Here is a 20,187-nt window from a genome sequence, read left to right as displayed (position 1 = left end):
GTGACACTGGAGCGGACGCCTTGAACCGGTCGTTCGTTCTCGTATCATTCGAACTGAACTAATCCCCGGGTGCGCCTGCGCGCTGCGCGTGCATGATCAACAGGCAGGCCGCGAGGGTGTGACCGACCTTACGCTCGGCCGCCAGCGGGCCGACGCTCGACGATGGGCGCGACACGCTGCTGTTCATTTGGCGCGAGCCGCCTCCTCAGCCACGCTTCGATTGGCAGCGTCCAGGCGCGCGTTGAGGTTCTGCTCGAAAGCCTGAGTGCGGCGCTCGAGCGCCGAGTGTCTCTCGGCCAGGACTTTCTCCGCCCGCTCCTCCAGCGTCACGTCCTTGCCCGCGATCCGCTTCTTGCCGATGTCAGCGCCGACCGCGATCCGCTCACGCGCGATTATGCCGCTGGCGCACATTCGCGCTTTGGCCGCCACACCCGAAGTAGAAAGCGAGTTGCGGGCGGTTGTCCCGCTTTCCGCAAGCGTGTTCGCAGCCTGACGGCCGCTTTCGCGAATGCGAGCGGCGACCGCATCTACCTCGTTGCCGGCATCGACGTTGACGAATCGCCCGCCGCCCGCCGACGCGACGGCCGCCAGCGCAGCGGCTTCATTGCTCGGCACCGCGAAGCCGATGATGTTGACTACCGCTCTCGTCGCTCCCTTATTGATCGCACGCGCAGCCGCGATAGGATCGCCGCCACAGGTTTCCTGCCCATCCGACACGACATAGATCACCTGCTCGCCCGCCTTGGCGCCCTTTACCAGCAACGTTTCGGCCTTCCGCAGCGCAGCGGCCAGCGGGGTCCAGCCGACCGTCCGGATTGCGGAGACACCCCGCACCAGCGCTGCGCGATCACGCGCAATCGGCACCGCGAGGCTGATCGCGGCGCACGACGATCCCTTGCCACGCGGCGTGTTGTCGCCTGCTTGGCCAAAGACCAGCAGGCCGGTTTCCGCTTCCATGGGAAGGCCCTTGATGAACGTACCGGCGGCGGCTTGGGCAAGGTCCAGCTTGCTCCGCCCTGACACCCGTCCCGCCATCGACCCGGATGCATCTACCGCGACGATGACGCGCGACGGCGCGGCTGTGGATGATGCCTCCGATGCCTCACGGAAGCTCGCTCCAGCCAATGAGGCATCTCCGAAGCATGCGTCGGGATCGCCGGCGGCGAAGCTGCTGAGATAGGCACGGACTTCGGACGACCCGGGAGCGGCTCTCACGGCAGGAGTGGCTGACGCAGCGATGTTGCCTTGATCCTCCGGCGCGCGGTCGCATCCCCACAGCCCGCACGCTGACGCCAATAGCATCGGGTAGCCGATTGGCCTCATGCGTCGCTCCCCTTCATCAATTCGACGGAAGGGTAAGCGCGACGTCTGGACAAGGAAAGCTCTGTACGTCGGCCCTGCCACGGCGTTGGCGCTCGCAGTGCCTGAGAACTAGATCCAGACATTCAGCTCGGCCGAGCCGTCGCTCGATAGCACGCTCGTTCATGTGACTCGTTCGGCCAGCAACCGATCTGTTTCCATGGCACTGCGAAACGACCCGTCAGCGCGTCTCATAGGCTGATTTGTGCCTGCACAAGCCGTGATCGCAGCGGGTTGCCGCGCAACAAGGTCCTCTCACAGGGGACAAGTAGGACAATGTTGATTTCCTACGATAATCGTTATCGACCCAGGCAGAGCGGGAGTATGCTGCGCGCCGCGTCGCAGCTGCATGCAAGCAGCGCCACAGGCAAACATGCCCGACTACCTCACGACGCGATCGCCGCCGCGAGCGCCTTGAGGAAACGCGCCGGCGCCTCCACCTGTGGAGAATGCCCGAGACCGCCTAGCCGCATCAATTGCGCATTCGAGATGCGTTTTACTGCCATCTCGGCCGCCTGTGGCACTGTTCGCACTTCGGCGCGACGTTCCGGCGGGAGGCTGCTGGCGCGGAAGGCAGTGAGATCGCGCTGGCCGATGATAAGCGTCACGGGCAAGGTCAGGCGCGGCAGTTCGGCCGCGACTGGCTGCGTCTGGATCATGTCGGACAGGCGCGCCTGCGCATCGCGGACCGCGTCGCCGTCGGGGCCGGCATATTGGCCGGCCAACATCCCGACCCACCGATCGTACGCCGGATGCCACTCACCATGGTAATAGTTGCGCAGCTGATAGGCCTTGATCGAGGCAGCGTCAGTTTTTGCTTCCTCCTCGCGCAGCTGGCCGATGTCGGTGTAGGGCACGCCTTCGGTTAGCGTATCGTTCAAGCCGAGCGGGTTGACCAGCACGAGCCGCGACACACGATCCGGATGCAACAGCGCGAACCTGATCGCGAGAATGCCGCCGGTGGAATGACCCACTAGGACGACTTTGCCCGCCCCGGCTCGACCCAGCAGCCCGCGGGTGAGTTCGGCTATTGCATGGAAGCTGTACTGGTAACCGGCTGGTTTGGAAGACTTGCAGAACCCGACCTGATCGGGTGCGATCACCCGGTAACCTGTTGCGGTGAGCCCACGCGCGGTGTCGTTCCACGTCGCCGCGCAGAAGTTCTTGCCGTGCAGCAGGACGACGGTGGTGCCGTTGGCACGAACGGTCGGCGCGAGGTCAAGATACGCTAGGCGGATCGGGTGCCCTTGGGACGATGCTTCATACCAGCGGACCGGGGCCGGATAATCGAAGCGTTCGAGGTTGGCGCCGAGCGGCACCGTCTGCGCCATGCCGACGGCGGCCGACAAAGCGAGCGGGACGATCGCGGCGGTGTTGATGAAGCGGATCATGAGTGTGCAACGACCGGCTTCCCTGGAGGGGTCCGGGTTTGGGCTCGTCGAGTGTGCAGCAGAAACGTTTGATCAGCGTCCGCTGCAATCATCGAAACAGGCAGCACGGCAAGTTCGTACGTCGAAAGCGAGGCGGCATCGTACTGGTTCCACTATGACCCATGGCCGGTCATTCGGAGCTCTGGCTCGCCGACCAATCACCGCTGTGCATTGATCGCGATATCAGGCGGCTAGGCCCGACCCCAGCAGCCGTTTGAACAGCGAAACCTGAACCTCGGGCATTCTTACCGCTTCTTCGATCGCTGCCTGCCGGGCGATCAGTTGCCTATTCTTCACTTCGCTTCGGCCACCTATAATCGTAACTGATTTACAAAGCCGCAGCAGTGCGAAAGTGCCAACGCTGTGGATTGACGAAGTCCTCCTACCATGACCTTCGTGAGAGAATGAGGATGCTTGCGAGGATATGATGGCGAACCAAATCGATCGACGTTCGCTGCTGGCAGGCGCCGTCTTAGGTGGCATCACCGTCGTGGGCGGCGATGCACAGGCTCAGCGCCGGATGGCTGTCACAACACCCGAGGTCTACGAGCTTCGGACCTACCATCTGGTTCACGGCCCGATGAGGAAGCGTCTGGACGCCTATCTTCGCGACGCGTTCATCCCGGCCGCACGCCGTGCGGGTTGCGGACCGGTAGGAGCGTTCGCGGTGACCATCGGCCTTGCAACCCCAAGCGTGCACGTTCTCGTCCCTCACCCCTCGATCGCAGATTTCGCTGCCTTGCCGGGCAGGCTGGCAGCCGACCCGAATTACGTGACAGCGGCGGAGCCATTTGCCAGCGCCACCCCGGAGGGTCCGCCCTACGCATCGCTTGAGGTGAAGCTGATGCGCGCGTTCCCTCACTTTCCACGTGTCGAGGTTCCAAACGCCTCCGTTGACAGCAAGCCACGCATATTCGAACTGAGGACATACTTCAGCCACAACGACAAGGCGGGAGCGACCAAGATCGGCATGTTCGACACCGGAGGCGAAATCGCGATATTTCGCCGCAATGGCCTGACACCGGTCTTCTTCGCCCAAGACTTGACGGGGCTTCGTCTGCCTAGCCTGACGTACATGCTGACCTTTGCCGATCTTGCGGCACGCGAACAAAGCTGGAGAGCGTTCGGGTCTGATCCAGCTTGGCGTCAGCTGATCGCAACGCCGGGGCTTACTGATCCGGAGATCACCACCGGGATAGAAAGTCAAATCCTGAGTCCGACATCATTCTCGCAGATCTGACCGATCTGGCGGGGCCAAATGGATGACGGACGCGAACCACGTCATCTATCAGGGCGACGCATCGGGTGCCTGTACCCGTGGGCGAGGCGGAAGGCGATCACGGCGCCAGCTTTGATGTCATAGATCCGGCTGCGGTCTTTAGCGGCAAGCCAGGTCATGGCACTTCCGGACGATTGCTCAAGCTGGATGATCGCATCAGGCGTGTCTCCGGATTATCTGCACGGCTACCCAGTCTAGGCCCATACCCTTGCACCAGACGTGTCGAGCCAGCAGACTGGCAGCAAATGGGGGTGTCCTGTGTACAAACTGCTTGCGCTGATCGGCCTGCTCGCGGCGGGAGACCCGCACCTGCCGACGCCATCAGACGACCGGGTCGCGCCCTCGCTACCCCCGGGCCTAAAGCGCGCTGTCTTGATCGTTTCAAAGACCAACGGCTGGCGACACATCGAGCACATCCCTCGGTCCAACGCGGTGCTCGCCCAGATCGCGCGTGAGCAGGGACGGCAGAGCTACGTCACGGAGAATGCCGCCGTCTTCAACGACGCTCAGCTCCGACGTTTCTCCGTCGTCGTGCTCAACAGTGCAAGCGGCGACTTCCTGACGCTTGATCAGCGTAAGGCACTCAAGCACTTCGTTGCGCGGGGCGGTGGCTTGGTGGCGCTGCACGCGGCTGGTGACGACAGTCACAAGGCGCCTTGGTACGTCAATACGATCATCGGGACACGCTTCATCGGTCATCCCGGCGGTGAAGACCAGTTCCAGGCGGCTCGTTTCGTCGTGGATCGGCCCGATCACCCCATTATGGCCGGCGTCAGGCTGCCATGGTCGCCGACGGATGAATGGTACTCCTTTGCAAGCAACCCTTCGGCCCGCGGAATGACCGTGCTGGCCCGCATCGACGAGGCGAGTTACCGGCCCGGCCAGAAGTTGGCGATGGGGGCCCACCCCGTCATCTGGATTAACCCAACGACGAAAGGTCACGTCGTCTATTCGGCACTCGGACATACGCCGGCAGCCTACGAAGACCCGAACTATCGTCGCATCCTCGCCAATGCTGTTCGCTGGGCGGCACGGTAGCGAGACAAGGCCCTTAGAGCCCCGGACGATGGCAATCGTAGCAGACGGGTTAATCGATCAAGGTTGCAACCAGGAGACGGTCATGTCGGTCAAGGTCATCGCGTTTGTCAGCGTCAAGCCGGGGCATGAGGATGGCTTCGTGGCCGCGGCACGTCCGTGCATCGCGGCTTCTCGTGCCGAGCCGGGTGTACTCTACTACGACCTCTGGCGGGAGAACGACGGCGAACGGCGCTTCGTCTTCAATGAACTGTACGTCGACGATGCCGCCGTGCAGGCGCATATGGTATCCGACCATTTCAAGGCGTTCGGCGTAGCTGCACGTGATCTGGTCGTGGCGAGACCGATCATCATGGTGACTCACGCCGTCGACGTGGCCGATTGACCGAGAAGATACCACTCAGCGCACCCGATCCGCTGCCCAATCTCGCCGTTTGTTCATCATCGCCGTAGGCGAGGTATCGAGGCATTTCGACTTGAAGACGGTGCCGTCACAGGCTGGAAGCGTCGTGTAGCTCGTGAGGATCCCCACTGTGTTGCAACGTCGTTCCGGGTGGGTTTCTCAAACGATGAGCCTCGGCCCACTTTGATGCGTTGCCGCTCAATCACGAGGAGAGAATGATGAAGCTCTATTTTGCACCCGGCGCTTGCAGCCTGTCCGACCATATCGCGCTTCATGAGGCCGGTCTCTCGTTCGAGCATGAAAAGGTCGATCTGAAGGCCAAGAAGACCGAACAAGGTGAGGATTTCCTGACCATCAACCCAAAAGGCTATGTGCCGGCGCTGACGCTGGACAGCGGCGAAACGATCACCGAAAACGTCGCTATCCTCGACTGGATCGCTCATCAGGACGGTGCGCTTAAACCCGCCGGCGCAATGGGGCACACCCACCTGCTCGAGGCACTCGCCTACATCTCGACCGAGATTCACAAGGCGTTCAAGCCGTTCTTCGCAGGTGCCAGCGACGATGAGAAGGCAAAGGCCCGTGAGACCATCGTCAAGCGGATGACGTGGCTAGCCGAGACGATGAAGGGTAATTACCTGTTTGGCGACACCGCGAGCGCTGCCGACTGCTACCTGTTCGTCATGCTGCTGTGGGCGAAGAAGAACGAAGTCGAGGCACCAGCCGAGCTTGTCGCTCTCCGCGATCGAATGATGGAGCGCCCGGCTGTGCAAAGGGCGATGACGCACGAAGGACTGATCCAGGCCTGAATGTGGATCGACGATCGTCGCGGCGCGTGCCGTGGCGGTCGTCTGCAGATCGATCAAACGGTTAGTCCCGCCGTGGTGCACGTCCGCCTTTCATCGCAGGCGGCTGCGCAAGCAAGGATGGCAGTGGCAGCGCCCGCGATAGGGCGGGTCGAACCCACCTCCGGCCATTCACTGCCTGTTTGAGATCTGCGAACATCGGCCGCTCGATTAGGAAGGTAGTGTCAAACAGCCATTCACTTCGTTTCAGATCCGGGCTCGACGGTCGCTACCGGGCGGCTAGCAGAACGGAAAGGCTGTCCGGCACGCCAATGACGCGTTCGAGCAGCGAGTAGCGCAGCGTGCCGCGATGCGGCGGCGTCCGCTCGCCCGACGTGCCGTCCTGCTCCACGGAAATCTCCGCAATTCGGCCAACCTTTCGGCCGGCACGCTGAGTTTGCCGATGTCGCGAGAGCGGCCGCGGCGAACGACAGCAGCAACTATCGGTTTGACAAGCCTTCCAATACCGCCTGCGCCTTCGCGCGTTCGGGGGAATCATAGCCGCCTCGCGCCACCGGCATCAGCGTGCCGCGCGCCACTGGCACCACATTGCGCGAGGCTAGTTCGGTGCCGAGTGCTAGCCGGGTTGTGGTTGCATTCGGGACTGCGGTCAGCGCCTTAGTGAGCCCGTCGACGGCGATCGCCGGGACCGGATCGCCAACGTCTGTGAAACTGTGATAATATGCAATCAACGGTGCGGGTGCTTCGGTGTCGGCACGGTTCGCCCTGGTTATCGTCGCACGCGCCTGACGCAGCAGCGCAGTGCGGGCATCTCCCTTGAGCGCCGTTGCAGCCTTCGTCATCGCGACCCCGCGCCACGTCAGCGCGGGGCTGCTGGTTTGAGACAATGCGAGCGCGCGATCCGCCGCCGCCTGGCATTCCGGTGCATGACCGCTGCGGCACTCCGCCTCCGCGAGCAAAACCTGCGCGCCTTCGTCGCTTGGATACTTTGCCGCCTGATCGCGCAATCGTCGCAGCCACACCGCGGCCTGCGATCCTCCGACCTCGACGCGCGACCCCAGTTCCAGCCGCCCCTTTACGAATGCGGCCTCGCCCAGCGACAACCGCCGGACAATCGGCACCTCTGCGCGTTCCGCCGGGTAGGTCATCCGCTCGAACGGCTTCTTGGCGAAGAAGTAGGCGCGTAGTTCCTTCGCAAGGATATCGGGATCACCAAACACCGCCGCTGCATCGGACGCGGGTGTGCCGCTCGCTATCGCTTGAAGATAGCTACGGAACTGACCACTACGCGTTGGCGAGAAGAACAGGAAGTGGGTCAACATCCACGCATGGATGGGCGTCCAGCGAGTCTTGTCGGGTGATTGCGTAAGATAGTTGCCGTTCAGCACGTCGGCGAGGCGGAAGTTGCCAAACTTGTGCAGTACGGCGTTCGTACCCGCTGGTGCGCGGCCATATTCCATTGCCGTCTCACCACGCACCACCAGCGTCGAGAACAGTTGGCCGAAGCCGTCGAGATACCAACGAGGGTAGGCAGCGGGGAAGAAGGTCGTCAAATAATGCTGCGCGAAGCCCGCATAGATCATGCCCTCTGCGGTGAGCGGGATCGATTCCTCGTTGATCGGGCGGATCAGGTCGGCGCTGCTCTGGAGGCCGAACAGCCCCGCCTGCCCGCCCAGTATCGCGGAGCCCGCGGCGCCAGGCGGGGATCCAGGATCGCTCCGCCCACCGATCTGGACACCCTGCAAAGCGTCGGCCACTGCCACTCCGCGTTGCAGGACGACCCGTTGGTCAATCCGCGTCGTCGCCAACACCGCGCCATCCGGCCGCGGGTCATAGTAACGGCGAATATCGAACGCGCTGTTGAACGGACCCTGCTGCCAGCGAAGGTTGCGCAGATCCATAGCCTGGAATTCGGTGGCATCCCCGATCAGCGTCACGCGCAGCTTGATCGTATCGTCGGTGCGCGACACGCGGTTGAGCAGCACCGACAATAGGAAATACAGCCGCTCGAGATTGTGCGCGATTTGCGCAACCTCCTTTTCGCGGCCATCGCTTAGCAAGATGACGTGCTGCGTCTCCGCCTCGCGCCAGTCGCTCGGCCGCGCGCGTTGACCCTGGACGACGATGTCGCTGTTCGGCGGCGGCGGCGGGGCGGTCTGCGCGGTCGCCACCGCGCTGCTTGCGCCTCCGGCGATCAGAAAAAGCCCACTTATCCAGCCCACGCGACCCATTGCACCGCTCTCCCGCATATGGCGCAGAGAAACACGTTAACGGTCATGATCATAGCGAGAAACGCCATTTCCCCGCTCGTGCTAATTGGATCGACGCATGCTTTAGCAGATTTCCGCCAGAGCAAGAGCATTGTCGAGTGCGACTGATATAAGATCCGGACTGAGCGCTATTCGCTCAGAAGATCGCGCAGGTAGGCTACATGGGCGCGAAAGGCAGTCGCACCCTCGCCGGTCATCGTAATGCGCGTGCGCGGCTTCTTTCCGACGAACGCCCTTTCAAGCATGACGTACCCCGCAGCCTCGAGCGTCGACAGATGGGTGGAGAGATTCCCGTCTGATGCCTCGACCAGCGCGCGCAGTCGGGTGAAATCGAGCGGACCGTCGCGCCGTGCCGCGTTGAGGGCGGCCATGATTTTCAGGCGCAGCGACTGGTGGATGAGCTCGTTGGCGCCGGCCACGCTCACGCTTTCCGCAGCCACGCGGCGCCGAGCAGCAAGCCGCCGCCGCCTGCGGCCGCGACCCAGAAGGCGATCGCGTCGCGTCCGACGAGAAGCCCCAGGATCAGCACCGCGAACATGCCAGTCCCCAGCCATCGGAAACGCGGAAGGCCTAGACTGCCGAGCAGCGCATAGACGAACGCCATCACCAATGCCGGATAGGTGAGGAAGACGACCGGATCGGTGGGGCGGAACAGCAGGAAAGATACGACGACGAACGCCATCGTCGTCGCCGTCATCCAGAGGATGCGCGCCGCCTCAATGGGCCTTTCCGCCGGATCGCGCCGGTGCGTGCGCGGCGTGACATAGCCGATAACGAAGCTGCCGATCGTGCCCAACAGAATCAGCGGTATCCAGACGGCTCCCCATTGCGCGGGGGGCAGCAGGCCGCATGCCACATAGCCGAGTGTCCACGTTGCCCCACCAATCAGAAGATGCGAGCTTGCCCGGACATAGGCACTTCCGCGGCTGGTACGGCGATCAATCCGCTCGATATCGACGAGGGCGGTTGCGGCGTCGGGCTTGCTGATCATCGGTTCACCTCTACTGGCCGCAGTTGCTACCTAGAGAAAAGTACTTTGTCCAGCAAAGCTTAAATTGAATGTGACGTCACCTCGGCGGCCGCAGCCGCTCTTGCAACCAGGAGGTGACCAGATTCAGCGTCGTGGGATCCGATACGCTCGACCCGAAAAACACGGGCTTGCCGTCGGCGCGGGCCTCCAGGCGCTGGAAGGTGTGGTTGACCCGCGGCAGGGCGGTCACGGTCGCATCGGCGTTGGCAGATAGGGCGACTTTTGCCTGGGGCAGGCTCTGCGCGGTCAGTACGACATCGTCGTCGATTGCGTAAAGTGCCAGCACCGGTGCCTTGATCGCTCGAAGCGCATCGTTGGCGGCAACCCGATATTGAGAGACGACGACCGGATTACCGAGTGTGGCGATGAAGCCTGCTACCTTTGCTTGCGAATGCCCGCCAGCGAGAAAGGCCGCGCGCAACGCCTCCTCGCGGGGCCGGATTTCATGTGCCGGAGCGTCGGTAGCGTGGGCGTCCATGAACGCCGCCGCCGCCGTGATGATCGGCTTGATCGCGTCCCGGCGCGTTTCGCCCGAGACCAGCGTGGCCCGCATCGCGTCGAGGAACATCGTGCCCCGCTCCCCCGCCGGGCCGGCCAGCATGACCACGGCAGCGATCTGCGGATCGGCGGCCGCCACCGCCGGTGCGATCACGCCGCCCTGGCTTAGGCCGAGCAGGGCGATTCGGCGCGTGTCGATATCCTGGCGCGTGCGGAGGTAGGCGACCGCTGCCGCCGCGTCCCGCCGGGTCGATTCCATCGTGTCGAGGTGGACCCCCGTGGACTGGCCGATCCCGCGCTTGTCATAGTCTAGCGTGGCGATGCCGGCGGCGGTGAGCCGGTCGACGAGGAGCGGGAAGCCCCCTCGCGGCCACGGTCCATGGCCGGCAAGCAGGATCACGACCGGGTATGGCGCCCCGCCGGTCCGCGCTGGCAGCCGAAGGGTGCCCGCCAGTTCGACCCCCGGATCGGACGCGATGCGTACATCTTCGGCCAATTGTACCGGGCGGAAGCGCTCCGCGGCGCGGTCGACGGCGGCGAGATCGTGAGCGCCGCGCAAGAAGAAGACCGGGCCGAGCGACACCGTATGGCGGACCTGACCTAGTTGCACCGTCAGCGATTGCGATCCGGCGGCGAAATGGGACGGAGCGACGCCGACGATCATGTGGCGCTGCCAACGTGGCGAGACTGCAATGCGGCTGGCGGCGAAGGCGGTATAGTTTGGTGGGCCGCCCTGAATGGTGACCGGCACGTCGGCAGATCGGGCGGATCGTGCCCAGAACAGGACGGTGACGCGCTCGCCTGCTGCGATCGGGCGGGGCAGCACCATGCCCGCGCCGCTCGACCAAGGCTTTCCCGGAGTCAGGCGGGGGGCGACTTGCACATACCCCCTGCCGGGTACGCCCGGGTCTTGCCCGAACGCGGGCGTGGTGCCGAATACCTGCCACTTGCCCACCTCAATCGGATCGTCCGCCTGGGCCAGCGCCGGATGCGCGACTGCAGCGACGGACAGCAGCAGCGCGAGGGCGGATGCATGTCGATAGAAGGTCATGGATCTCTCCTTCAGGTCTGCGCTGACGACGGTCGGCTCGGCCGGATACAGGCGAGCGGCTGCCACCGGACGGCAGCGGGGCGCCCGTGGGGGGATGCAGCAGGTTGGAATGACACGGTACGCCCGGGCGGATCGGCGCGACGGATCGTTCAGGCGGGCGCTTCGCTCGTCTGGCCGCCGCGAAGCTGCGCATGCCAGCGGGAGAGCGCCGGGATGGTGAGTAATTGGGTGACGAGGCAGATGACGGGCAGCAGCAGGCGTGTCACGTCGAGGGAGAGCATGGCCGCGACGATCGCCAGCGTGACCGTCGCCGCGGCGTGGAGTCTCGTCAGGGCAGCGGCGCCGGCCCAATTCCGATCGAGCAGCAACCAGGCCGCGCGGCAATCGACCGCCGCGAGCATCAGCACCAAGAGCGTCAGTGATGGCGCCACGGCCACGTTGCCGTCGTTCAGCAGCAGCGACGATGCTCCGTCCACCGCCAAGCCGAACGGCCCGGGATGGGCGGATGCGAGATAGGGGAAGCCAAGTATCGCGCCCGACAGCAGTAGCGCCGCCATTGGCAGGATCAGCAGCAGGGCGAGGGCGTGGCTCGCCAAGGCGAAACGGCTCGCCGAATGGTGCAGCAGTTCGCGCCAGGCGGCGACGAGGCAGCCGGCGGCGAACGAGAGGGGATGTCCATCGTCGATAGCCACTTCGAACTCGGCCTGCATGGCGCACACCCAGTCGCGGCGATGGTCGCCCATGCTGCCCGTCGCGAGCGCCATCAGCCAGCGGGCAAGGGTAGCGTTCATGCCGGACATGGTTCGATGGCGGGCCGATCGCCGATGCGTCTCACGCCGACCGCGAGGGCCAGGCCGCTCGTGGTCAGCCGATAAGCGTGACGGGGCGGGCGTCCCGGATGAGCCGGCTCGCGCCACTCCGCTTCGACCAGGCCCTGATCGGTCATCCGCATCAGCAGCGGGTAGAGCGTGCCGGACTGGAGACCCGTAGCCTTCATCAGGTCATACCCGTGACGCCACTGCTGCGCCTGTGTGGAGAGTACCTCCAGCAGCGTCAGCATCTGCTTCGACGGTTGGCGTTTGCGGACCATGGCGCGATGACAACATATGTAGAGTTAAGAGTCAACGGCGCTTTGGTGCGTCACCAATCACTAGGGCCGGAAACGGCCGGTGACGTGCAGCAGTGCCATGAACTGGATCATGCCGTCATAGTAGCGGCCGGGGCCGGTAGGCGGTGCCATGGCCCACAAAGGGGCGATGAACGCGGCACGAGGCGGGCCCATGAGCGCCAGCGACGCGACCGCGTTGGCCGCGATCAGCGCGTTCGACCGTTCGCGCCCCAGCGGCTCGCCATTCAGGCGATATCGGGCCGGGTACGCTGGCCCCTGTTGGATGAAGAAGCGTTGCAAGCGTTCGCTGAGCCGTACCGCCGCAGGGTTCCTGCCCCACCATGCATGGTCTACCGACCAGTTCATCGCGGTGCGCAGCGCGTCGTAGCGGAAGTCGCCATGGCCATCGATCGGGCGCGGTCGGCCATCGAACTCGGCATAGTCCGGGGTCAAGGCGGTGATGGGATGGGCGCTCTTCGCCAGGAAGCGGCGGCTGGCGGCGGCGATGCGTCGCCAGCGTCGCCGATCCGCCATCCGCGCCCCGCGCCAGCCCGCTGCGCGTGTTGCCCAAAGTTGGTAGAAGGCGGGCAGGTGATAGGACGGATCGGTGAAGGTGGCGCTTTCACCAACGGGAACGAACACCACCTGATCCGTCAGCTGGTCGAAGAGGTCGGTGACGCCATCGATCACCCCGCCATTCATGTCCTGCTTGTGCAGCATGGCGTCGAGCAGCGACTGCGCTTGACGCTCGTAGTCGTAAATGCCGAGTCCGCTCTTCCACCGCGCCGCAGCCATCAGCAGCGCAGTAGCAATATACTCCTCACCATCGGACGCGGGCGCCGCATCGTCGACGCAGCCGGTAGGGCGGCAACTCCAGCGGAAATAGCCGGCGCGCGGCCCGGCGCGGTAGCGCATGTAAGTGGCGGCCCAGTTCCAAAGCGCATCGAACGACGCCTTGTGGCCGGTCTGCACCGCGATCATCATGCCGTATGACATTCCCTCGCTGCGCACGTCGCCATTGACCGTGTCGAGGACATAGGCGGCCGGTCCGTCCGGTGTCGGCGCGGCCGGGTGGACGACGCGATGCGCCTCGTCACCTTCGAACAGGGCCTGCCAATAGCCGGCCAGCTTCGTATCGACGTCGCGCTCGGTGATCGCCGGCCGCCATTCGCGAACCAGGTTGCGCAGCGGGCGCTTCGCGGTCGCCGGCGAGACTGCGGCGACCGACGCCAGGAGAACCGGCATCCAGAGGTTGCCGCGGATCGACACGGTCAGTTCACCGGCAGATCGAAGGGAGCAACGGGCAGATCCTCGGCGCCGAAGAGATTGACATAGGGTGCATCGGCCCAGGCATAGCGGACCCGGACGATCTCCGGCCGATCGGCACCGGGCAGTACGATCGCGTCACCCGCGACACGGCCGGATACGTAGCGGCACAGCGAGGCGCTGCACGCCTCGAACCCGGTCGCGACATCGCTGCTATAGGTGCGCAGGCCACCGCCGCTGTCACGAAAATCGACCACCAAGTCTCCGGCCTTACGGGTCACGCGCACCGCTGTCGGGCCGCCCGGTGCGGTCCCCGCACCATACGCAACGGCGCGAGCGGCGCGAGCCAGCCGCTCGCCGACCACCGTCTTCTGTGTCGGGTGGATGTCGTACCGGTCGCCCACGTCGATCGTCGTCACCAGCGCCGCATGCGGATCGGCCGCGACGGCACGTGCCTGGGCATCGCGCAACTGCGCCCAATCCGATTGGCCGGGCGCGGAGGAGGGCGTGCCGAACGAAGTCAGCTGGACGACCAGGAACGGCAGGTCGGCGATGCCGAACTGCCGCCGCCAATCGGCCATCATCAGCGGCAGCAGACGGCGGTATTCGGCAGCGGCACCGGCGTTCGACTCGCCCTGGTACCAGGCCGCCAGCTTGAACCCGAACGGCCCCAGCGGCGCGATCATGCCGTTGTTCAGCGTCACGAGGCTGTTGGGTACGTCCCACGGAGCTGCTGGAACGGCGAGCCCCGTGGCCCGCATACCGGAGCGATAGCGCCAGCCAGCGATCGGGATGAGCTGCCCGTCCGTGGTGCGAAATCCGCGTTGGGCGACCGGCCCGCCAAGACCGCCGCCGCCCAACACGCGCAGAGCGATGACGTTGCGCCCCGCGTGCAACGTCCCGCGCGGCACGGCATAATCACGCCACACCCAAGAAACGGACCCGCCGGCAACGCGGATGCCGTTGATCCAGGCGGTGTCGTAGGTGTCGATCGGCCCGAGTTGAAGTCGCTCGACGGCCTGCGCCTGAGCATCGGTGAGGACGATCTCGCTGCGCAACCAGACCACGCCCTCGAAGTCGGCAAGCGCAGGGACGCCGGCCTTTTTCCACGATACCTCGCCAGTCTCGCGCAGCGTCGGCCAGCCTGCATCGTCATAGTCCGGTTGCCGCCAGACACGCTGCGTGGCGGCATTGGGATCGTGCCCGTCCCACCATGCCTCGACCCGCTGGTCCTCGCTGGCCCGTGCGGCGGCAGGGTTCTTGGCGAGCAGATCGATGGCGGCCAGCCCCGGCGCGTAGGATGGCAGCGTGGCGAGCGACGATGCCGTCATCCACCCTTGGATCGTGGTGCCGCCCCAGCTGGCATGGACAAGGCCGATCGGTACCTTCTGCGTCCGCCGCAGCGATCGGGCCATGTAGAAGCACACCGCGGACGCATCGCCCACCGTCTCCGGGCCGACCACTCGCCAGCTCGGTCTCGTGGTGAAATCCTTTAATGGGCTCGGCTGGCTGTCATGAGCGATGTTGACGAAGCGCAGATCGTCATCCGCCGATCCGCCAAGTCCGCTCCAGGCGTTGGTCGACAGCCGGGCGGGAAACTCCATGTTCGACTGGCCGCCGCAGAGATAGACGTCGCCGACCTTGATGTCGGTCAGCGTGGCGATTGCGGCGCCATCGGCGGCGGTCAGCGCATAAGGGCCGCCGGCCGGCATCGCCGGCAACGTCGCGCGCCATCGTCCCGCGGCGTCCGCGCGGACCCGCACCCGTCGCTCCCCCAGCTGGACGGTTATCGGTCGACCGGCGCCCGCGCGTCCCCAGATGCGCATCGGTCGATCGCGCTGCAGCACGGCGTGATTGCCGAAAATGCCGGCAAAGGTCGGCGCCGTGACGGCGGTCTGCGCCGCAGCGGCAGACGGCAGCGCAAGCGTCGAGACGAGCAGCGCGATGCGGACGCGACGTGCGATGCTCATACTGCACCTGCAGGGGCGGCAAGGGCCAATGCCGCTCCGGCGGTGCAGAGCACGCGCCGGTCGAGCAGGGGCTGGTCTGTCCTGGGCATGAAGGCGTTCCGATGGGCAAGGAGTGGCAGCGGAGCCGCGCATCGTTCAGCCGGCGAGCCGGGCGAGCATGTCGCGGTGGAGGGGCATGGTGCGGGCGGCCGCGACGTTCGCGGCGGCGATGCGGCGCATCGTTTCGGCGACCCGATCGGCATCGAGAGCGTCGACGATGGGATCGTAGCCATTCGGCACGACATTCTGGCCGAGCAGCACGGCGACCCAGCTCGGCACAGAGAACAGATCGTCCTGATAGCGGAAGATGCGCCCCTTCTCCCGGAACAGCGCGAGCTTCTCGGCCAGGCTGTCCGGTATCGGCATCGTCCTGACATAGCGCCAGAACGGCGAGTCGTCGCGCCGGGTGGCGTGATAGTGGAGAATGATGAAGTCGCGGATCGCGGCATAGGCGTCACCCATCAGTCGGTTGTACGCGTCGCGCTCGACCGGGGAAAACCGGCGGTCCGGAAACAGCGCGAACAGTCGGGCGATGCCGGTCTGGATCATGTGGATGCTGGTAGATTCGAGTGGCTCGAGGAAGCCGCCGGCCAGGCCGAGCGCGACGACATTGCCCTCCCACTGCCGCGCCCGCCGCCCGGTGCGGAAAGACAGCAGCCGGGGCTCGCCGACCGGCGGCGTTTCCAGTCCATCGATCAGGATCCGTTCGGCCGCGACATCGTCCATGTGCGCGCTGGAATAGACGTGGCCGTTGCCGGTCCGGTGCTGGAGTGGAATGCGCCACTGCCATCCGGCAGCCTGTGCAGTCGCCCGGGTAAAGGGCGGCGGAGCGGCCATCGCGGCGCTCGGCACGGCGATCGCGCGGTCGCAGGGCAGCCAATGCGACCAGTCCTCGAATGGCACGCCCATGGCATCGCCTAGCAGGAGGCTGCGAAAGCCCGAACAGTCGATGAACAGGTCGCCCTCGATCCGGCGTCCGTCCTCCAGGGTCACGCAGGCGACGTGGCCGCTGACGCCGTTCCGCTCGACGCCGCCGATCCGCCCCTCGATGCGGCGTACGCCGCCCTGCTCGGCTCGCGTGCGGAGAAACGATGCATAGAGCCCGGCGTCGAAGTGATAGGCATAGGCGAGGCCGGACAGCGGCGAGCGCGGGTCGGCGACCGGGTTCACGAACCGATCGGCCCGTGCCGCCACCGCCGCCATCGCGTAATCGCCGAGCGTACCGATGCCGGGTTGGCCGCGCAGCTTCAGCCAAAGCTGATGGAAGTTCAGTCCCTCGAAATCGCGACCCAGGGTGCCGAAGGGGTGGAAATAGCGATCATGGCCGGTGTCCCACCCGACGAACTCGATGCCCAGCTTGAAGCTGCCGCGCGTAGCACGCAGGAACTCACCCTCGTCGATGCCGAGCATGGCGTTGAACTGCAGAATCGGCGGGATTGTCGCCTCGCCGACTCCGACGGTGCCGATCGCGTCGGATTCGACCAGCGTGATGGTGCGATGACCATCGTCGAGGAAGCGTGCGGCCGCCGCCGCCATCATCCAGCCGGCCGTGCCGCCGCCGACGATGACGACGCGTTCGATCGGCTGATTCACCGGGAGGTCTCCTGCCAGCGGCGCAACGCTTCGGGGAAGGATCGCATCTTCGCGGCTGCGGCGTCCAGCCGCGCGGCCAGCGCCGCCAGACCCGCGGCGTCGTGGATCGGCGGTCGCGGATCGGCGCGTTCGGGCATCACGCCCAGGCCGAGCAGCATGGTCACCCAGCTGTCGCGCTCGAACGTCTCTTCTTCGTGATGGGGTAGCAGCCCGCGCCGTGCGAACTGCACCCCACTGGCATGACGGATATGCGTCGGGCCGGCGGGATGGAGAAGCGCCAGAAAGTCGCGGATCCGGTCCGCTCTCAGCCGCCAGCGGCGGTTGTATTCGGCCAGCTCCAGCGGATGCATGTCGCGCCCCGGCAGCAATTCCAGTGCCAGCTCCAGCGCCGCGTGGGCCAGCGGCAGGCCTGTCCATTCCAGTGCCCCCGCACAGGCCGCGGCATCGCCCAGCGCCAGCACATTGTGCCGCCACGGATCCTGCCGCCGGCCGGGATGCAGGACGATCGTGTCGCCGCTGTGCGCCGGCAGTGGCGGGGCAGCGGCGGCGCTCGCGATCCCGACCAGCTGGTGATCGCCCAGCGACCACTCGGCGCGCCAGCCGGTCGCCGTCCGCTCGACCCTGTCGACCGGGGACGGATCCGTCCCGATGCGCTTGTCCAACGTCAGCCGATCCTCGGGCAGGATGGCCGACCAGTCGACAAAGCTCGTTGCGTCGCTGTCGCGTTCGATGAGGTTGGCGAGAAGCGCGGCGGGACCGGTGGCATCGACGAACAGGTCCGCAGAGGCGCGGCGATCGTCGTCAAGCAGTACCGCCGCGACGCCGCCATCCTCACGGCGTGCCGCGCCGACGATCTGCCCGCGCGCCATGCGGACGCCGAGCTGTTGCGCGGCGTGGATGAACGATGCGCGAGCACGATCGGGGTCAAGCCGCAGCGCGAAGGAACCGCTTCCCGGGTCGGTAGCCGCGCTGAGGCGTTCTCCCTCCGCCGCGGCACCGCTGGCAAGATGGCGGTGGAACGGCAACGGATACCCGTCGCGGATCAGCGCCAGCCAGCTGCGATAGAAGTCGCCCGTCATCCCGTCGGCATCGCCGAAGACATGCAGCGCGTCGCTCGCGTCGGGCCGCCAGCCGGCATAGCGGGTTGCCGTCCGTGGGACGGCCACACCGGTGGCGACCAGCCCATCGGGATCAAAGCCCAACCGGTCCAGAAAGGCCAGTCCGCTCGGCAGGATAGCCGGCAGCCGATCCGCGAGCGCGGCCGGATCCGCCGGCGTTTCGATCAGCAGCACTCCGATCCCGGGCAGCGTCCGGGCGAAGGCGATCGCCGCCGAGAGGCCGGTGAGGCCGGCACCCAGAACAACGACCGATCGGATCGGCTGGCGAGCCGTCACGATTCCTGGCCCAGTGCCACGTGGTGCGTTGGCATCGCCTCGACGGCGGTCGCAATTCCCTGGCGCAGCGATGTCATGGCACGCTCCAGACCGCCGAGGTCGGCGGCGGCGGCGCGCTGGTCCCATCCGTCGGGCACGATCCCCTGACCGACATAGACGGCGACCCAACTGGGTTCGAGGAACAGCCCGCGCGAATAATGCGCGACCCGGCCGGATCGGCGGAACAGCGCGATCTTCTCCTCAAGGCTGGGGGGTACGTCCATGGTGCGAACGTGCCGCCAGAATGGCGAATCATCGCGCGTAGTGGCGTGATAATGAAGAATCAGGAAGTCGCGGATGCGATCATATTCGCGGTCGACCTCTGCGTTGAAACCGTCACGGTCGGCATCGTCGATCCGGTCGTCGGGCAGATGTTCGATCAGTTCGGTGATGGCCATCTGCACCAGGTAGATACTGGTCGATTCCAGGGGTTCGAGAAAGCCGGACGCGAGGCCGATGGCGACGACGTTTCCGACCCAGCTGCGCCGCCGCCGTCCCGCCCGAAAGCGCAAGAAGCGCGGCTCCGCCAGCGGTGCGCCGTCCAGCGACGCGATCAGCGCGTCCGCCGCCCGGGCATCGTCCTGCCATGCCGAGGCATACACATGGCCGTTGCCCACGCGATGACGCAGCGGAATGCGCCACCGCCACCCCGCCGGCATAGCGGTGGCGCGGGTGTAAGGTTCTATCGATCCGGGCGGCGAGGTGCATGGCAGAGCGACCGCGCGATCGCACGGCAGCCAGTGAGACCAGTCCTCCCATTCCTCCCCCAGAGCGTCGCCGAGGAGAAGGCTGGCAAAGCCGGAGCAGTCGATGAACAGATCGCCCGCCACCATTGTCCCGTCTGCCAGCCTGACCGCCGCGACATCGCCTTGGTCGGTCCGCTCGACGCTGACGATGCGCCCCTCTGTACGGCGCACGCCGCGTGCCTCGGCATGGGCGCGCAGGAACGGGGCGAATCGGGTGGCGTCGAACTGATAGGCATAGCCATAGGCGGACAGCGGATCGGCCGGATCACCTGTCGGCCGGGCGAACCGGTTGGCACGCGCTGCCGCGACACCGATGGAGTGTTCGCCCAGCGGTGCGGCCCGGTCCGCGTGGTGCAGGCGCGCCCAGTAATGATGAAAGGGAACGCCATTCAGCTCGCGACCGAAGGTGCCGAACGGATGGATATACCGGTCGCCGATCGCGCCGAAATCGCGAAAGTCGATCCCGAGTTTGAAGGTCGCTTCGGTCGCGGCCATGAACGCCCGCTCGTCGATGCCTAGCCGCTCGATGAATCCGCGGAGATGGGGCAGCGTCGCCTCACCGACGCCAACGATGCCGATCACCTCGGACTCGACCAGCTCGACGTCGACCGCATCGGGCACGATGCCGACCAGAGCCGCGGCGCTCATCCAGCCGGCGGTTCCCCCACCGACGATGACGACCTTCAAACGCCTGCCACGCACCGCTTCATCCATCCCCGACGGGTGTTCGTGCCACCCTGTAACCATTCCGCCACACTAGGCCGACGAATACTTACATCAAGTTGCTTTATCCCTTGTGCCGGATCAAGCGCCGTTTTAGCCTGTATGATGTCAAAGGTTAATTCAATAACTTAGACGGTCGATCTGTATC

18 protein-coding genes are annotated in these 20,187 nt (G+C 65.5%); 4 read left to right on the top strand and 14 right to left on the bottom strand.

What is annotated here, in order from left to right:
* Window positions 1-183 precede the first annotated feature (183 nt).
* Together ABC319_RS09495 and ABC319_RS09490 are read right to left on the bottom strand one after the other, a co-directional pair.
* Entirely contained in the window at window positions 184-1,323 is a 1,140-nt protein-coding gene (locus tag ABC319_RS09495) for a vWA domain-containing protein (RefSeq protein WP_413069987.1), read from the bottom strand.
* A 422-nt stretch (window positions 1,324-1,745) separates the two neighbouring features.
* On the bottom strand, window positions 1,746-2,750 hold the full coding sequence (locus ABC319_RS09490; RefSeq protein WP_413069986.1) for an alpha/beta fold hydrolase: 1,005 nt from the start codon (window positions 2,748-2,750) through the stop codon (window positions 1,746-1,748).
* A gap of 466 nt (window positions 2,751-3,216) precedes the next feature.
* On the opposite strand from ABC319_RS09490, the gene ABC319_RS09485 reads away from it, so the two are divergent.
* The 4 genes from ABC319_RS09485 (at window position 3,217) to ABC319_RS09470 (ending at window position 6,315) form a co-directional block, all read left to right on the top strand.
* Window positions 3,217-4,029: an NIPSNAP family protein gene (locus ABC319_RS09485; RefSeq protein WP_413069985.1), complete on the top strand. Its 813-nt coding sequence runs from the start codon at window positions 3,217-3,219 to the stop codon at window positions 4,027-4,029.
* Window positions 4,030-4,326: 297 nt separating this feature from the next.
* On the top strand, window positions 4,327-5,106 hold the full coding sequence (locus tag ABC319_RS09480; RefSeq protein WP_413069984.1) for a ThuA domain-containing protein: 780 nt from the start codon (window positions 4,327-4,329) through the stop codon (window positions 5,104-5,106).
* An 82-nt stretch (window positions 5,107-5,188) separates the two neighbouring features.
* On the top strand, window positions 5,189-5,488 hold the full coding sequence (locus tag ABC319_RS09475; RefSeq protein ID WP_413069983.1) for a putative quinol monooxygenase: 300 nt from the start codon (window positions 5,189-5,191) through the stop codon (window positions 5,486-5,488).
* A 233-nt stretch (window positions 5,489-5,721) separates the two neighbouring features.
* On the top strand, window positions 5,722-6,315 hold the full coding sequence (locus ABC319_RS09470; RefSeq protein ID WP_413069982.1) for a glutathione S-transferase N-terminal domain-containing protein: 594 nt from the start codon (window positions 5,722-5,724) through the stop codon (window positions 6,313-6,315).
* Window positions 6,316-6,580: 265 nt separating this feature from the next.
* Here the strand turns inward: ABC319_RS09470 and ABC319_RS09465 are convergent, their stop codons facing one another.
* The 12 genes from ABC319_RS09465 to ABC319_RS09410 all read right to left on the bottom strand — a co-directional run bounded on the left by ABC319_RS09465 (window position 6,581) and on the right by ABC319_RS09410 (window position 20,030).
* Window positions 6,581-6,703, bottom strand: coding sequence for a hypothetical protein (locus ABC319_RS09465; protein ID WP_413069981.1), 123 nt, complete (start codon window positions 6,701-6,703; stop codon window positions 6,581-6,583).
* Between the two features lie 88 nt (window positions 6,704-6,791).
* Entirely contained in the window at window positions 6,792-8,483 is a 1,692-nt protein-coding gene (locus ABC319_RS09460) for a tetratricopeptide repeat protein (RefSeq protein ID WP_413069980.1), read from the bottom strand.
* A gap of 227 nt (window positions 8,484-8,710) precedes the next feature.
* On the bottom strand, window positions 8,711-9,001 hold the full coding sequence (locus tag ABC319_RS09455) for a winged helix-turn-helix domain-containing protein (RefSeq protein ID WP_413069979.1): 291 nt from the start codon (window positions 8,999-9,001) through the stop codon (window positions 8,711-8,713).
* Window positions 9,002-9,003: 2 nt separating this feature from the next.
* Window positions 9,004-9,573, bottom strand: coding sequence for a hypothetical protein (locus ABC319_RS09450; protein ID WP_413069978.1), 570 nt, complete (start codon window positions 9,571-9,573; stop codon window positions 9,004-9,006).
* Between the two features lie 76 nt (window positions 9,574-9,649).
* Window positions 9,650-11,161, bottom strand: coding sequence for an alpha/beta hydrolase family protein (locus tag ABC319_RS09445; protein WP_413069977.1), 1,512 nt, complete (start codon window positions 11,159-11,161; stop codon window positions 9,650-9,652).
* Window positions 11,162-11,310: 149 nt separating this feature from the next.
* The gene (locus ABC319_RS09440; protein ID WP_413069976.1) at window positions 11,311-11,961 is read right to left on the bottom strand and encodes a hypothetical protein; all 651 of its coding nucleotides are present in this window, start codon (window positions 11,959-11,961) and stop codon (window positions 11,311-11,313) included.
* On the bottom strand, window positions 11,949-12,251 hold the full coding sequence (locus ABC319_RS09435; protein WP_413069975.1) for a PadR family transcriptional regulator: 303 nt from the start codon (window positions 12,249-12,251) through the stop codon (window positions 11,949-11,951). The genes ABC319_RS09440 and ABC319_RS09435 overlap by 13 nt, the downstream gene beginning before the upstream one ends.
* A 60-nt stretch (window positions 12,252-12,311) precedes the next feature.
* Window positions 12,312-13,514 (bottom strand): family 8 glycosyl hydrolase, encoded by a 1,203-nt coding sequence (locus ABC319_RS09430; RefSeq protein ID WP_413069974.1) that lies wholly within the window; start codon window positions 13,512-13,514, stop codon window positions 12,312-12,314.
* A gap of 26 nt (window positions 13,515-13,540) precedes the next feature.
* Window positions 13,541-15,505, bottom strand: coding sequence for a sialate O-acetylesterase (locus ABC319_RS09425; RefSeq protein ID WP_413069973.1), 1,965 nt, complete (start codon window positions 15,503-15,505; stop codon window positions 13,541-13,543).
* Window positions 15,506-15,640: 135 nt separating this feature from the next.
* Window positions 15,641-17,137 carry a tryptophan halogenase family protein gene (locus ABC319_RS09420; RefSeq protein WP_413069972.1) on the bottom strand — a complete coding sequence of 499 codons (1,497 nt, stop codon included), beginning with the start codon at window positions 17,135-17,137 and terminating at the stop codon, window positions 15,641-15,643.
* Window positions 17,134-18,531, bottom strand: a complete 1,398-nt coding sequence (locus ABC319_RS09415; RefSeq protein WP_413069971.1) for a tryptophan 7-halogenase — start codon at window positions 18,529-18,531, stop codon at window positions 17,134-17,136. The genes ABC319_RS09420 and ABC319_RS09415 overlap by 4 nt, the downstream gene beginning before the upstream one ends.
* Entirely contained in the window at window positions 18,528-20,030 is a 1,503-nt protein-coding gene (locus tag ABC319_RS09410; protein ID WP_413069970.1) for a tryptophan halogenase family protein, read from the bottom strand. The genes ABC319_RS09415 and ABC319_RS09410 overlap by 4 nt, the downstream gene beginning before the upstream one ends.
* Window positions 20,031-20,187: the final 157 nt, after the last annotated feature.

The sequence above is a fragment of the Sphingomonas phoenicis genome (assembly GCF_047238005.1).
In the GTDB taxonomy this organism is placed as follows: Bacteria; Pseudomonadota; Alphaproteobacteria; order Sphingomonadales; family Sphingomonadaceae; genus Sphingomonas.
Note: the sequence above shows the minus strand (reverse complement) of the source record. Positions and strands in the feature narration are given on the sequence as shown.